This is a genomic window from Bacillota bacterium (genome assembly GCA_040754315.1).
GTDB lineage: Bacteria > Bacillota > Sulfobacillia > DUSP01 > JBFMCS01 > JBFMCS01.
The window spans coordinates 107598-121830 of record JBFMCS010000014.1 but is presented as its reverse complement, the minus strand read 5'-3'; the positions used below and the strand labels follow the sequence as shown (position 1 = coordinate 121830).

14 protein-coding genes and 2 tRNA genes are annotated in these 14233 nt (G+C 57.7%); 15 read left to right on the top strand and 1 reads right to left on the bottom strand.

The features are described 5' to 3' along the window. Positions 1 to 11: 11 nt before the first annotated feature. The 12 genes from AB1576_03035 (at position 12) to AB1576_02980 (ending at position 11069) form a co-directional block, all read left to right on the top strand. Positions 12 to 899, top strand: a complete 888-nt coding sequence (locus tag AB1576_03035) for a mechanosensitive ion channel family protein (protein MEW6080764.1) — start codon at positions 12 to 14, stop codon at positions 897 to 899. Next, entirely contained in the window at positions 896 to 1147 is a 252-nt protein-coding gene (locus AB1576_03030) for a DUF951 domain-containing protein (protein ID MEW6080763.1), read from the top strand. The genes AB1576_03035 and AB1576_03030 overlap by 4 nt, the downstream gene beginning before the upstream one ends. A 3-nt stretch (positions 1148 to 1150) precedes the next feature. After that, positions 1151 to 2251 (top strand): redox-regulated ATPase YchF, encoded by a 1101-nt coding sequence (ychF, locus tag AB1576_03025; GenBank protein MEW6080762.1) that lies wholly within the window; start codon positions 1151 to 1153, stop codon positions 2249 to 2251. A 222-nt stretch (positions 2252 to 2473) separates the two neighbouring features. Beyond that, entirely contained in the window at positions 2474 to 2761 is a 288-nt protein-coding gene (gene rpsF / locus AB1576_03020) for a 30S ribosomal protein S6 (GenBank protein ID MEW6080761.1), read from the top strand. A gap of 30 nt (positions 2762 to 2791) precedes the next feature. Next, positions 2792 to 3178, top strand: coding sequence for a single-stranded DNA-binding protein (gene ssb, locus AB1576_03015; protein MEW6080760.1), 387 nt, complete (start codon positions 2792 to 2794; stop codon positions 3176 to 3178). Positions 3179 to 3192: 14 nt separating this feature from the next. Then, positions 3193 to 3426: a 30S ribosomal protein S18 gene (rpsR, locus tag AB1576_03010; protein MEW6080759.1), complete on the top strand. Its 234-nt coding sequence runs from the start codon at positions 3193 to 3195 to the stop codon at positions 3424 to 3426. Positions 3427 to 3635: 209 nt separating this feature from the next. Next, positions 3636 to 4592: a YybS family protein gene (locus AB1576_03005; GenBank protein ID MEW6080758.1), complete on the top strand. Its 957-nt coding sequence runs from the start codon at positions 3636 to 3638 to the stop codon at positions 4590 to 4592. Beyond that, entirely contained in the window at positions 4589 to 5053 is a 465-nt protein-coding gene (rplI, locus tag AB1576_03000; protein ID MEW6080757.1) for a 50S ribosomal protein L9, read from the top strand. The genes AB1576_03005 and rplI overlap by 4 nt, the downstream gene beginning before the upstream one ends. 8 nt (positions 5054 to 5061) lie before the next feature. Beyond that, the gene (lonC, locus tag AB1576_02995; protein ID MEW6080756.1) at positions 5062 to 7020 is read left to right on the top strand and encodes a Lon family ATP-dependent protease; all 1959 of its coding nucleotides are present in this window, start codon (positions 5062 to 5064) and stop codon (positions 7018 to 7020) included. Next, on the top strand, positions 7021 to 8364 hold the full coding sequence (dnaB, locus tag AB1576_02990) for a replicative DNA helicase (GenBank protein ID MEW6080755.1): 1344 nt from the start codon (positions 7021 to 7023) through the stop codon (positions 8362 to 8364). It abuts the gene before it with no gap. Between the two features lie 24 nt (positions 8365 to 8388). Next, on the top strand, positions 8389 to 9768 hold the full coding sequence (locus AB1576_02985; GenBank protein MEW6080754.1) for an NAD(P)/FAD-dependent oxidoreductase: 1380 nt from the start codon (positions 8389 to 8391) through the stop codon (positions 9766 to 9768). Between the two features lie 17 nt (positions 9769 to 9785). Then, positions 9786 to 11069: an adenylosuccinate synthase gene (locus AB1576_02980; GenBank protein MEW6080753.1), complete on the top strand. Its 1284-nt coding sequence runs from the start codon at positions 9786 to 9788 to the stop codon at positions 11067 to 11069. Here the strand turns inward: AB1576_02980 and AB1576_02975 are convergent. Further along, positions 11066 to 11500, bottom strand: coding sequence for a HutP family protein (locus AB1576_02975; GenBank protein MEW6080752.1), 435 nt, complete (start codon positions 11498 to 11500; stop codon positions 11066 to 11068). The two genes, AB1576_02980 and AB1576_02975, sit on opposite strands and share 4 nt — an antisense overlap. A 152-nt stretch (positions 11501 to 11652) precedes the next feature. On the opposite strand from AB1576_02975, the gene AB1576_02970 reads away from it, so the two are divergent. The 3 genes from AB1576_02970 (at position 11653) to AB1576_02960 (ending at position 14024) form a co-directional block, all read left to right on the top strand. Continuing rightward, a tRNA-Gly gene (locus AB1576_02970) sits at positions 11653 to 11727 on the top strand. A gap of 43 nt (positions 11728 to 11770) precedes the next feature. Further along, positions 11771 to 11845 (top strand) — tRNA-Thr (locus AB1576_02965). A 424-nt stretch (positions 11846 to 12269) separates the two neighbouring features. Then, on the top strand, positions 12270 to 14024 hold the full coding sequence (locus AB1576_02960) for a sigma 54-interacting transcriptional regulator (GenBank protein MEW6080751.1): 1755 nt from the start codon (positions 12270 to 12272) through the stop codon (positions 14022 to 14024). The last annotated feature ends 209 nt before the right edge of the window (positions 14025 to 14233 follow it).

Genomic DNA, 14233 nt, shown 5'->3' with positions numbered 1-14233 from the left:
GGGAGTTGCCCGTGGAGTTCGTTACGTCAGCGTGGGACAGGTTCCTTACCGAAGGAGATGTTGTGTTGTGGGTGACCTCGGGTGCCAGGGTGCTGGTAATCATCCTGGTGGCGCACATAGCCACGAGGCTGGTATCGGCACTGATAGATAAGACCTTCGCAGTGAAGGACAGGCAGTACGGCATTGTAGATGACAAGAGGGCGAAGACCCTGGCCAGTCTCCTCCGTAGCGTTGCCCGCTATGCCATCGACTTCATTGCCGTTGTTACCATTCTGGAGGTATTCAGAATTGATACCAAGTCAGTTCTGGCCGGGGCGGGCCTTATCGGCTTGGCCGTAGGTTTCGGTGCGCAGAATCTTGTCAAGGACATCATCACGGGCTTTTTCATCGTATTTGAGAACCAGTTTACGGTGGGAGAGTTCGTGGAGGCAGGAGGCGTTACTGGCGTTGTTGAGGAAATGGGATTGAGGGTTACCAAGTTCCGGGACTTCACCGGAGCCCTGCACGCCGTGCCTAACGGCACCATCACTACCTCGACCAACTGGAGCAGGGGCAACATCCGCGCACTAATAACCGTGGACGTTGCATATGAGGAGAACCTGGACCGCGTCATGACTGTGCTAGAGCGTGTCTGCGAGGAGATATCGCGTGAGGTCGGCACCATAAAGGAGGGGCCCAAGGTCCTTGGCGTAAGCGACCTTGGGGCATCAGGGGTCAGCATCCTGGTATTGGCAAGGACAGAGCCATTGGAGCAGTGGGGGGCCGAGAGGGAAATGCGCCTCAGGATCAAGAAGGCCTTCGACGCAGAGGGGATTGAGATGCCCTACCCCCGAAGGGTCCTTGTTCCCTCCGACATCACCAAGGTCGGCCCGTTGCCCAAGGTGGAGGGTGAACGGTGAGTGCCAAGCCCGTCCCTCTCAAGGTGGGAGACATAATTCGCCTGAAAAAGCCCCACCCCTGCGGTGGACACCACTGGGAGATCACCAGGACTGGAATGGACCTGGGCATTCACTGTCTTGGCTGCGGGCGCAGGGTGATGGTTCCCAGGGCGAACCTGGAACGGCGGATCAAAGAGGTACTCTCTCCTGAGGACCTTCCCGAGGAGGTTAGGCGGCGCTTGCTCCGCAGGCCAGCAAAGGAGAGTTGAACCGTGGGTTTCGCCTGTGGGTTGGTAGGTCTGCCCAACGTGGGGAAATCAACACTCTTCAACGCCCTCACAAACGCATCAGCCGAGGTGGGGATCTATCCCTTTACAACGGTGGACAGCAATGTGGGGGTGGTGCACGTACCTGATGCCCGGCTAGACCGAGTGGCTCAGGTGGCAGGGTCCGCCCGTGCATACGCCACCACCCTGCGGTTCGTAGACATTGCGGGACTCGTCAAGGGCGCCAGCAAGGGTGAAGGCCTGGGCAACCGGTTTCTGGGCCACATTCGAGAGGTGGACGCCATCGTCCACGTTGTCCGCTGCTTCTTAGATGATACGGTATGCCATGTTGAACCTGTCCTTGACCCGCTCCGAGACACGGAAACCATCATGGTGGAAATTGCCCTGGCAGACCTCGAGACCCTCGACCGCCGGGCTAAGAAGACCCTCAGGACGATGAAGGCGGGAGACCCGGAGGCCAAGAGGGAAATGGTGCTGCTGGAACGCCTCAAGGAGACCGTGGAGCGAGGGATTACCCCAAGGCTTCTGGAACTGTCACCCGGAGAAGCCTCTGTGTTGCAGCAGCTCTTCCTTCTCACGGCGAAACCCATGGTCTACGTAGGCAACATCTCAGAGGCAGAGGTCTCCAGCCCCACACTGAACCCCTTTTACCAGGCCCTCGCCGAGCGCGCCATTAGGGAGGGGGCAGAAGTGATAGCCATATCCGCCAAGATCGAGGCGGAGATCCAGGAACTCCCCCCGGAGGAAGCCAAGGCCTTTCTTGAGGACATGGGACTTAACGACTCTGGGGCAAACCGTCTCATCCGTACATGCTACCAGGCACTAGATCTCATCACCTTCTTCACCGCCAATTCCAAGGAGGCAAGAGCCTGGACCGTGCCCAGGGGGACTACCGCTCAGAGAGCCGCCGGGAAGGTCCACAGCGACATGGAGAAGGGCTTTGTGTGCGCCGAGGTTGTGCCGGCGGAAGTCCTGCGTGGAGTGCCCTCGTATGGCCAAGCCAGAGACCAAGGCCTAATCAAGCTTGAGGGACGGGACTACGCCGTGCAGGACGGTGACCTGATGCTCTTCCGGTTCACCTCATGAATGCCCGGACCCCGTGGATAGACAATATCTGTTCCGCCTGCGTAATCAAGGGATCTTAAGGGGTCTACTGATCCTTGCTGGCGCCCGCCGCCAGTGTTATAATGAACGAGCGGTTGCGCCAAACCAAGTCCCGGCGCGACCAGGGGTTCCCGGATGGGCCCGGTGGACCTCCCTGCCCCCGTGAAGGGGGCCGAACAGTCCGTAGGGAGGAGGTACATAGTAATGAGGCCTTACGAGATGATGGTGATCCTCAAGGCCGATCTGGAGAGCGAGGCAGTAGAAGCCTTCATTGAGAAGGTTTCCTCGATGATCCAGACTCGGGACGGGGTAGTCGACGAGGTGATCAAGTGGGGCCGGCGACGGCTGGCCTATGAGATCAATGACCAGAAGGATGGCATCTACCTCATCTTCAACCTTCACTCAAACCCCGATGTCCCCAGGCAGCTGGATAGGCAGCTCAAGATCACTGATGAGGTGCTGCGATTCATGGTGATCAGGACCGACGAGTGATCCACATGACTTGAAGGGATGGTGTAGTCTGTGCTCAATAAGGTAATCCTTGTTGGCCGACTAGTACGGGATCCCGAGCTGCGGTACACCGCCAGTGGTGTCCCCGTGGCCAAGTTCGCCATAGCAGTGGACCGGCCCTTCACCAACCAGCAGGGTGAGCGAGAAACCGACTTCATCGATATTGTGGTATGGCGCAAGCAAGCGGAAACAGTAGCCAACTACCTGAACAAAGGACGGCTGGTTCTGGTGGACGGTCGCCTCCAGGTCAGGTCATACGAGACCCAGGAAGGACAGCGACGCCGCGTATACGAGGTCGTGGCCGAGAACGTCCGGTTCCTCGATCCCCGGGGAACCCATGAAGGCGCCAGTGACGACGGCTCCCCAGATGAAGGCAGTGATGGAGACGTCCCGTTCTAGGAAGGAGGAGCGCAATGGCTCGGCGTGATAGGGGGCGTAAACCGAAGCGCAAGGTATGCAACTTTTGCGTGGACAAGATCGCCCAAGTAGACTACAAGGATGCAGGAAGATGCCGCAGGTATCTTTCGGAAAGGGGCAAGATACTTCCCAGGCGTATTACCGGGAATTGCGCAGGGCACCAGCGGCAGCTGACCCTGGCCATAAAAAGGGCCCGGAACATGGCGCTGATCCCGTTTAGCGCAGAGTAAACCGTGGCACAGCAGGGGGCCCTAAGCGGGGCCCCCTTAGCGTGAGGACCTTCTTGACAGCTGCTGGCATGATGGAACAGGCCCTGTTCTGCCCACCTGCCTACTTGGAGGGACTTTCCGGGCATCTGAAGGGGAGGATATCAGGCTCCGACAGTGAAGTACCTATTTGCGTGGTTTCGGCCACGGGCGTGGCAGGAGGAGGAACCCAAGTGGACCAGGCCTCGAACATGACGAAACCCTTAGTGGAAGGGGCCTTGCTAGCGGGCATCACGGTAGTGCTGGCCCTGGCTGGTTTCTACATTCCAGTGGCGGGGCTGGTCATCGCGTTCCTGTGGCCCGTGCCTGTCGCCTTGGTGGCGTTACGCCACGGGTTGAAGGTTGGCACCCTCACAGTAACCGTTGCGGGGATCCTGCTCACCGCCTTTGTGGGACCGCTCCAGGCCCTGACTATGGCATTGACCTTCGGCCTGGTGGGCATCGCCTTCGGGCACGCAGTGCGAAGGGGCTGGAGCCCAAGCTACACACTGGTGGTGGGAACCGCCGCCATGCTCATCTCCTTCCTGGCCGGGTTCTTCCTGGGTCTACTGTTCCTGGGTATTGGCCTGGCGGAATTCGAGAGCCAGATCCGCGAAGGCATTGAGGCTTCCATGGAGATCTACAGAGGCATGGGGGTAGCCCCAGACGTGCTTGAGCAAATGGAAGAGTTCTGGGCCGGTGCCCTCGAGGCCTTTCGCCTCATACTGCCTGCGGCCCTCGTTGGGGCGGCCGCCCTTAATGCCTTCATCAACTTCCAGGTGCTCAAGGCTGTCTTGACCAGGCTGGGCTACAGCGTACAGGCGTTGCCGCCATTCGAGCGCTGGGGTCTGCCCAAGTGGACGCTGGGGATCTTCATTGTGGGACTCCTCGCTGTCATGCTAGAGAACTACCATGGAATACAGGCCGTGAGGCTTGCTGGCCTGAACGCCTATACACTGATGAATCTCGCTCTGACGGTGCAGGGCGTGGCCTTCGGATTCTACCTTATGGGCAAGTACAACGTGTCCAAGGCGTTCAAGGCATTTGTCGTAGTGGCTCTCTTCCTGTTTCCTATCACCCAAAACGTCGCCATGTTGATGGGCTTGTATGATCTCGCCAGTGATTACCGCCGCAGGGAGGTATCCCCATGAAGGTCATTCTGCTGCAAGATGTTCCCAGCCTAGGGAAGAAGGGCGATAGCGTGGTGGTCTCCCCGGGTTACGCTAGGAACTATCTTCTGCCCAAGGGGCTTGTCGTAGAAGCCACACAGGCAGCCCTGAAAGAGTGGGACGCCCGGGCTAGCCGGGACCAGAAGAAGGCGTCCAGGGAGCTGGCTCAAGCCAGGACGCTGGCAGAGAGACTCTCCCAGGGGGGGATCAAGGTGGCAGCCAAGGCCGGTGCGGGCGGGCGCTTGTTCGGCTCCGTTACCAGCAAGGACCTCTCAGAGGCCGTTTCAAATCAACTGGGCCTGCAAATTGACCGGAGGAAGATCCACCTGGAGGAGAACCTCAAATCCCTTGGTGCCTTTACTGTCACTGTGAGGCTGCACCCTGAGGTTACGGCTAACCTGAAAGTAAAGATCGTTGGGGATGAAGGAGACGACGCCCGTTGAAGAGCCTGATGGAGAAGCTGGCGGAAGAACAGCCCGAGTACCTGAATAAGCGGATCAGCTCCAATGATATGTGCCGGAGGCAGGTATCTGCCCTGTTTTCCATGCTGTCAAGCATCTACGGGGCGGATAAGCTAGTCCTGAAGGCTGGCAAGTTGGAGGCCCTGAAGGGTATGAGGTCTGATTCTCTTGAGGAGCAGATCCTAGCCCTGCAAAAGATCGTGTATGAAGACCCAACCCTTGACGGGCCCCCAAGCAAGGGTGATGTTCCTCGTATCCTCAACGAGATCGAGGAGGAGATCGCGGATCTCATCGCCCGGAGGACTGTTGAGGACACAATAGAGAAAAAGATAAATGAGAGGATGCAGAAGAGACACGACGAGTACATGAGGGAGATCCGGAATCAGGTGGTACATGAGGATGCTGGGCCCGAAAGCGCCCAGACGCTGAAGAAGCTGGCCATACTCGAGAAGCTCAACCGGACCCGGCTTTCCAAGAGCGCCATCGAGGTCCTCAGGCCGTCCAGCCTCTCGGAAGTTGTGGGGCAGGACCGGGCAATACGCGCGCTTCTTACCAAGCTCGCCTCTCCCTACCCTCAGCACGTCATCCTCTACGGGCCTCCGGGTGTGGGCAAGACCACCGTGGCGCGGCTGGCCCTGCAGGAGGCGAAGCGTCTTCCCCAGAGCCCGTTTGGAAAGGGCACACCCTTTGTTGAGGTTGATGGAGCTACCCTCAGGTGGGACCCGAGGGAGGCCACCAACCCGCTCCTGGGTTCGGTTCATGACCCCATTTACCAGGGTGCCAGGCGAGAGCTGGCCGAGGGCGGGGTTCCGGAACCCAAGACCGGCCTAGTCACCGAAGCGCATGGCGGGGTACTCTTCATCGATGAGATAGCCGAGCTGGACCCGATGCTCCAGAATAAGCTGCTGAAGGTCCTGGAGGATAAGAAGGTCACCTTCGACTCCTCATACTACGATCCACATGATTCCAGGGTTCCCCGGTACATAAGAAAGCTCTTTGAGGAGGGTGCTCCCGCTGATTTCGTGCTCATCGGCGCCACTACCCGGGACCCCTCAGAGGTGAGCCCGGCACTCCGTTCTCGTTGCGCGGAGGTGTTCTTCGAGCCCCTCAGCCCCCTGGACATCCAGCGAATAGTGCTGGACGCGGCTGGCAAGCTCGCGGCGGACCTTGCCCCGGAGATACCAGAGATCATCTCCGAGTACACCATGGAGGGCAGGAAGGCCATAGGCATCCTGGCTGACGGCTACAGCGTGGCACTGTACCAGAAGACGAAATCCGGTGAGGCTGACAAGAGAACCACAAAGAAGGGCCGGAACGCTCCTCTCCCTGAGGTTACCGTTCTCAAAGAACACGTCTTTGACGTGCTGCAGTCAGGGCGCTTTTCTCCTACCACGTATCCCAAGGCTCACGCTGGCGGCGAGGTGGGAAAGGCCTTCGGACTGGCTGTATCGGGTTACATGGGGTCGGTGCTGGAGATCGAGGCAGTGGCGTTCCCGGCCAGGCAGGAAGGCAAGGGGACGCTGAGATTCAACGAGACTGCGGGCAGCATGGCCAAGGACTCGGTCTTTAACGCTGCTTCAGTCATCCGTAGCCTGACCGGGGTGGATATTGCCTCCTTCGATATCCACGTGAACGTGGTTGGAGGGGGACGAATTGACGGTCCGTCGGCAGGCGTTGCGGTGCTGGTCGCTGTGATATCTGCCATAAAGGGGATCCCGGTGAGGCAGGATGTAGGCCTTACGGGGGAAATCTCTATCCAGGGCAAGGTGAAGGCTGTAGGAGGAGTCCTTGAGAAGATCTACGGGGCAAGACTTGCCGGGCTCACCAAGGTGCTCCTGCCTTCACAGAACCTCAAAGATGTGCCAGCAGGTCTTAAGGGTATTGAGATAGTGCCGGTCGAGACCGCGAAGGAGGTCTTGGAGGACACGCTAGCCCAGAAGGTGATATAGATGGCGGCTACGCTGGAAAGGATGCCCCCACAGAATCTTGAAGCCGAGCAGTCTGTACTGGGTTCCATGCTCATTGAGGACGATGCCATACTCAGGGCTATGGAGCTCCTCAGGCCAGACGACTTCTACCGGGAGGCACACCGCTACGTCTTCGAGGCCATTCTCTACCTTAACGAAAAGGGAGAGGCCGTTGACCTGGTGACGGTAAGCGACCGGCTGAGGCAGGTTGGCTTGCTGGAGCCTAGTGGCGGGCTGTCCTATATCACAAGCCTTACAACGATTGTACCTACCGCGGCCAATGTGGAGTACTACGCGCGGATAGTGGAAGAAAAGGCGGTCTTGCGCAACCTCATAAGGGCCGCAACGGAGATCGTCGCCAAGGGGTACGCTGGCAAGGAAGAAGTCGAGGTCATCCTAGACGAGGCCGAGCAGCTCATATTCCAGGTGTCACAGCGCAGGGAGTACCAGGGGTACGTGAGCATCAGGGACATCTTGGAAGAAACCTTTGAGCGCATAGAGTATCTCTACGCCCACAAGGGCGGGGTAACTGGGGTGCCTACCGGTTTTTTAGACTTTGACCGCCTAACCTCCGGGCTCCAGCCCTCCGACCTCATAGTCATTGCGGCGAGGCCCTCCATGGGCAAGACCATGTTCTGCCTGAATATGGCTAGAAACGCTGCAGTGCACCACAAGATTGCTGTGGCCCTCTTCAGCCTGGAAATGGCTAAGGAGCAGTTGGTTCAACGGCTTCTATGCCTGGAGGCTGGGGTAGATGGCCATCGCCTGCGCACGGGCTTCCTGGCTGATTCCGACTGGCCCAAGTTGTCCACCGCCTTGGGGCAGTTGAGCGAAGCCCCCATATTCATAGATGATACCCCTGCCCAATCGGTGATGGAGGTGCGGGCCAAGTCTCGCCGGCTCAAGGCGGAATGCAACCTCGGGCTGGTAGTCGTGGACTATCTCCAGCTCATGCATGTGCGGGGCAGATCGGAGAGCAGGCAGCAGGAGATCTCCGAGATATCAAGGTCACTTAAGTCAATGGCACGAGAGCTGAGAGTACCTGTGGTGGCGGCGTCCCAGCTCTCCAGGGCGGTTGAAGCCAGGAATGACAAGCGGCCCCTCCTTTCTGACCTCAGGGAGTCTGGGGCTATTGAACAGGATGCCGATGTGGTTGCCTTTATCTACCGGGACTCATACTACAACAGAGACAGCGACAAGGGAAACGTTGCGGAAATCATCGTGGCTAAACAAAGGAACGGTCCCACGGAGACGGTGGAGCTTGTGTTTCTCAAAGAGAGCGGCCGGTTCATGGACCTGGAAAGGCGTAGGCCCGACGGCGGCTGACATCGACAGGGGGACCATTCTGAAATGTATGATGTGCTGGTTATCGGAGCAGGGCCGGCAGGTGTTTTCGCCGCCATGGAAGTAGTGGAGAGAGAACCTAGTGCCAGGGTTCTTGTGCTGGACAAGGGTCCAGAGGTGCTCAAGCGAGTATGTCCGGGCGTCCGGAAGGAAAGCGGGTGCATTCGCTGCCGGCCGTGCCTATTGCTGTGTGGTTGGGGTGGTGCTGGAGCGTTCAGCGACGGAAAACTGACACTCACCAGCGAGTTCGGAGGCTTCCTAGGCAATTATACTGGTGATGATGAGGTTGGCCGCCTTATAAAGAGGGTTGACGACATATATGTGCGCTTTGGTGCAACGGAGGAAGTGTATGGTGCAAGGAACGAGGTCTTTAAGGACCTCCAGAGGCAGGCGGCTTCTGCCAATCTCAATCTTATACCCGCCCCCATCAGGCACCTTGGAACTGACAACTGCCAGGAAGTGACAGCCAGGCTTCATGAATACCTGAGAGATCGCATAGACATCCGGTTGTCCACCGCGGTCTCCTCCATCAGGACCAAGGAAGATCGCGAGCGGCGTGTCGCGGGTGTCATCACCGCCGATGGCGAGGAGATAGAGGCCAGGTTCGTGGTGGCGGCGCCTGGCCGTGGAGGGGCAGAGTGGTTTTCCGGGGAGGCCAAGAGGTTAGGCCTTCGTTTGGGTTCAAACCCCGTGGACATCGGCGTTAGAGTAGAGATGCCTGCCGTCATCATGGAGCATATTACCGACCGGGTCTACGAGTCGAAGCTGACGTACCAGTCCAAGTCCTTCGATGATCCCGTGCGGACCTTCTGCATGTGTCCCCACGGTGAGGTGGTGTTGGAGAACAACGAAGGCATAGTCACTGTGAACGGGCACAGCTTCAGTAACATGAAGACGGAGAATACAAACTTCGCTATACTGGTGTCTAAGAGTTTTACCGAACCCTTCAAGGAACCCATTGCCTACGGTAAGCACATTGCCAGCCTGGCCAACCTCCTGGGGGGAGGGGTCATCGTGCAGAGGCTGGGCGACCTTCATGCTGGCCGCCGCTCTACCCGCAAGCGACTGGCACGGGCAGTGAAACCTACGCTTCCCGAGGCCACCCCTGGAGACCTCAGTCTTGTACTGCCCTACCGGCATCTCGTGGATATAATGGAAATGCTGGAGGCCCTGGATAAGCTGGCCCCTGGGGTTAACTCAGGCTCAACTCTCCTTTACGGTGTGGAGGTTAAGTTCTACTCGTCTCGTTGGGAAGTGTCAAAGGAACTGGAGTCGGGAATAGAGAACCTTTTCGTTGCGGGCGATGGGGCTGGTATCACCCGCGGCTTGGCCCAAGCCTCCGCCTCAGGCATTCACGTGGCGCGGGCGATTCTCAAGCGGCTCTAGACGGAGGGATCGGATCTATGCCAAGCGTGGTGGTGGTTGGTGCGCAATGGGGAGATGAGGGTAAAGGGAAGATCACCGATTTCCTGGCAGAAAGGGCCGATATGGTGGTGCGGTACCAGGGAGGGGCCAATGCAGGCCACACCGTTGTGGTGCGCGAAGAGGAATTCCGGCTTCACCTGATTCCGTCTGGCATCCTCTACCCCGGAAAGACCTGCATCATTGGGAACGGCGTTGTGCTTGATCCCAAGGTCTTGATGGGGGAGATGGATTACCTGATGGCCCGGGGAAGAAGCGTGGAAGCCTTGCGAATAAGCGATAGAGCCCACGTCCTGTTCCCATATCACAGCAAGATGGACGATGCTCAGGAGGATCGCAGGGGTGAAAACAAGATCGGCACCACAAGAAGGGGCATAGGACCGTGCTACGCTGACAAGTCCGCGAGGATGGGCATACGAGTGTGCGACCTCACCGACGAGGAGACACTCAGGCCTATGCTCCAGCAGAGGATCGCCGAGAAGAACGATCTGTTCCAGAAGGTCTATGGGGTTGAGGGCGTGGAGTTTGGCCAGGTTTTCCAGGAGTATCTTGGTTATGCTGAGCATCTTCGCCCCTACGTTTGCGATACCTCCATCCTCATCAATGAGGCTTTGGACGACAGCAGGAAGGTGCTGTTTGAGGGCGCCCAGGGCACGTTATTGGACCTTGACCATGGGACCTATCCCTATGTGACGTCTTCCCACCCTGTGGCCGGGGGCGCGTGCATCGGCTCTGGTGTCGGACCTACCAGGATAGGGCAGGTTGTGGGCGTGGTCAAGGCCTACACTTCTCGAGTTGGAGACGGGCCATTCCCCACGGAGATCACCGGCGAAGTTGGCGAAGCCATAAGGGAGAAGGGTCACGAATACGGCACCACCACCGGGCGCCCCAGGCGGTGTGGGTGGCTTGACACAGTGGTAATCAGGCATGCCGCTAGGGTGAGTGGACTCGCGGGCCTTGCGGTGACAAGGCTTGACACACTGAGCGGTTTCGACCGGGTGAAGATATGTGCGGAGTATGACCTGGACGGAGAACGCGTAAGGAATCTGCCTGCCTCGTTGAAGGCCCTTGGCAGGTGCAGGCCGGTGTATGAAGAGTTCGAGGGATGGGACGAGGACTTGACGTCCATTACATCCTACGAGGACCTTCCCCGCAACGCTCAAAGATACCTGGAGGCCGTCTCGGAGATGAGTGGCGTTCCCCTGGCGATTGTGTCCATAGGCAGGGAGAGGGCCCAAACCGTAGGGGTCCGGGACGTATTCTAGCCGGCTGGAATGGCCCTATGCCCGAGTCCGATGGCTACCTCGTTGAGATGGACAAGGCCAACGCCTAGGAAGACGGCGACTATGATGTGCTCGTCCCTCCTGGAGATGCCTATCTTGCCCCCAACGTTCAAGCCCAGGGCCTTGGGGGTTATCTGGCTCATGGCCTCTCTGGTGGCCCCTGCCACAGCACCCTCATCTGTATGGACATCCCGGATGATGCCCTCACGCTTGGCGGCTACCATTGTGCGTTCTACTGCCAAGCGAATGAGGCCTATGAAGTCACCCCCGATATCAACGGCAGTGGCTCTGATACCGGCTCTCCTGAGGGCTTCTTTAAGGATGGCCTCCTCCTCGCGGGTGCGCGAGAGAGCCATTTCCACCGCGGCCCGGGCCACATCGACACTTTCCAGGTGTCTTGCCGGCTCCTTCATGCTCGCCCAGCTCCTTCCTGTAAGAGAAGTTTAGCAGATGGGCAAGCGCACAACAAGGGCTGCCCACAAGAGGAAGCAGTGTGTGAGGATGCTCCCCGTTTTTGGGGTTGCTCTTGCATTCCCCTGCAGAACGGGTTAGAATAATGGCACGAGCGAGAGTAGTTCAGCGGTAGAATATCGGCTTCCCAAGCCGAGGGTCGCGGGTTCGAATCCCGTCTCTCGCTCCATATTTACTAAACCGGCGTCTGCGGACGCCTTTTGCACATATGGGCCGATGTAGCTCAGTGGCAGAGCAGCTGATTCGTAATCAGCAGGCCAAGGGTTCAAATCCCTTCATCGGCTCCAAAATAAGCCCCAAATCAGGAAGGGGCCTCCATCGTGCGACCCACTCAAATGTGACAATCGTCCAGTGATACTATTGATACCACCTGCCGATGCGGTAAGAATGGGGACCGAGTGAGTTTCCACTCCGTGGGCTAGAGGTGTGGAAATCGACATGGCTCTTTCGGTAGTCCAGCCCGGCGTCACTTTGCCGTCTTACACAAGCGAAGCACGCTCCCTCTCATCTTCTCGTGCCGGTCCCTGTAGATGGCGGAATCGAACCTGTCAAGACCCCCTGCGTCAATACAGGCAAGCCAGATTAAGGCTTCGGTTTCATAGTACTCGTAGAAGTATACGTAGCTAGCCTGATGCTTTCTTCCTTTTCCCACCGCCTAGCACGCTTGCCACGTTCGAGGCAAGGGTACTCTGGAGGAAGAGAGTGATCGAAATGGTAATACCGGATATAGACCCTGTCCGGCAGATTTATGCCGCGATAACGGCATCCATAACGAGTCTTTCGCCTGTCAGCTCTATGGTCATCATGGACTTGATAAAGGTCGTATGGAATCATCCCACATTTCCCGCGATATTTGTAGATTCCGGAAATACCATTACTCAGGCTAATCCTGCGGCCAAAGCCCTGCTTCATGAAACAGGGCGGGCGCCCCTGGGCGAGACCCTTCACAGCCTCTTCCCCGATTTTAGCCGCCAGGGCTCGCTCGAGCGCCCTGGGAAAGGCTGTTTTTATACCACAGTCCGCGGTCATCGGCTCAGAATCACCTTCGCGGAAGGTAAGCGCGAGACCTGTGCCATTATCGAGGTGCTCGGCGCCAGCAAGACTACACCGCTATCTTTTGCGGAAGGTATGTGCGAGGCAATGGAAGAGATACTCGCCCTGTCCTATGATCTGGTCACGGTGACAGACGGGCACGGAACAGGAGTGCGAGCCACATCAAGGATGGAGGAACTCTTCGGTGTTCCTAAGCAAGATTTCATTGGGCGGAATGTGAAAGATCTCGTAGATAACCGCGTGCTCAGCAGGTCGGTAACACTGGCCGTACTTGACACGGGCTCACCCAGAACACTGGTCCAGAGAACTAAGAGCAATCATCTCCTGGTTGTCACCGGAATTCCAGTCTGGGATGCGGCAGGGCGTATCAGCCGGGTTGTGAACTTCTCGAGGGACATCAGCAGTCCTGAGCAGCTCCGGCGCAGGATCGCGGAGGCTCAGGTGCTGCTGGATAACTACAGGTTTGAAGCGTTCGAAAGGCAGCACCTCCCCAGTTGCCTTGGAAAGGCATCGTGGCAGAAGGCAATTGACAGAGCGGCCGCTGTGGATTCGACGGTTCTGATTACCGGCGAATCCGGCACGGGCAAGGAAGTAGCAGCACGGGAAATCCACCAAAAGAGTACAAGGGCCAGGGCGCCTTTTATCAAGATAAACTGCGCGGCGATCCCGGAGACCCTCTTTGAATCAGAGCTCTTCGGGTACGAAAGAGGGGCGTTTACAGGAGCCTCAGTTCGGAAAGAAGGGCTCATTCAAAGGGCGGAAGGGGGTACGCTTCTTCTTGACGAGATTGCCGAGATACCTCCTTTTGTGCAGGTCAAGTTGCTCCACATCCTGCAAGACAGAGAGTTCATCCCGGTAGGCGGTAGACTGCCGTTGAAAGCAAATGTGAGGATAATTGCATCCACCAACCAGGATCTCAGAAGACTCGTTGAGGAGAACGCCTTCCGGAAAGACCTCTTTTACAGGCTTAACGTTCTCCGCCTTGATATCCCGCCATTGAGGGAGAGGCTTGATGAGATGCCGGGACTAGTGCGAACCTTCCTGGAGCGCTTCAACAGCCGCCTTAACCGTTCCGTCACGCTGTCCGAAGACGCGCGAAAGCTGCTAAAAGCACACCAGTGGCCGGGCAATATCCGGGAGCTCGAGAACCTGGTCGAACGGCTGGTTGTGATGTCTGACACCAACCTTGTAACAGCCTCTCAAGTCAACCAGATGCTGCACGGTGACTCCGATACACCTGCTATTAGTGTAAAACAGGTGGTCCCTTTAAGGGAGGCTATTGAGATTGTGGAAAGACAGCTCCTGAAAAAAGCGATGGAGGCGGGGCATTCCACGAGGTCCGCAAGCGCTTTGCTGGGAATTAACCAGTCCACCGTGGTACGAAAGCTCCGACGTTACGGCATGTCACCCTAGAACGCGCCCTCATTCTACCGGGTGATGCCTTGTAGCCATATGCGATGCCTGGCAGCATCGCCCTCGGTGCATGCTCTTCTAAACAACCGCAGGCCAGAGACTGCCTGCGGTTGTTCCTTTCCTGGTATGTTTCTTGCAGATTTTCATGAAGAGAAACGACGTAAGGCCAGGACTTGATCCAGCACAGGTCAAGATCTTTACAGCCAGTG

Bases quoted from the DNA above. Each gene is read 5' to 3' on its own strand.
- rpsR (MEW6080759.1), top strand. From the start codon at position 3,193: ATGGCTCGGCGTGATAGGGGGCGTAAACCGAAGCGCAAGGTATGCAAC.
- rplI (MEW6080757.1), top strand. From the start codon at position 4,589: ATGAAGGTCATTCTGCTGCAAGATGTTCCCAGCCTAGGGAAGAAGGGC.
- AB1576_02980 (MEW6080753.1), top strand. From the start codon at position 9,786: ATGCCAAGCGTGGTGGTGGTTGGTGCGCAATGGGGAGATGAGGGTAAA.
- AB1576_02975 (MEW6080752.1), bottom strand. From the start codon at position 11,500: ATGAAGGAGCCGGCAAGACACCTGGAAAGTGTCGATGTGGCCCGGGCC.
- AB1576_02960 (MEW6080751.1), top strand. From the start codon at position 12,270: ATGGTAATACCGGATATAGACCCTGTCCGGCAGATTTATGCCGCGATA.
- lonC (MEW6080756.1), top strand. From the start codon at position 5,062: ATGGAGAAGCTGGCGGAAGAACAGCCCGAGTACCTGAATAAGCGGATC.
- rpsF (MEW6080761.1), top strand. From the start codon at position 2,474: ATGAGGCCTTACGAGATGATGGTGATCCTCAAGGCCGATCTGGAGAGC.
- dnaB (MEW6080755.1), top strand. From the start codon at position 7,021: ATGGCGGCTACGCTGGAAAGGATGCCCCCACAGAATCTTGAAGCCGAG.
- AB1576_02985 (MEW6080754.1), top strand. From the start codon at position 8,389: ATGTATGATGTGCTGGTTATCGGAGCAGGGCCGGCAGGTGTTTTCGCC.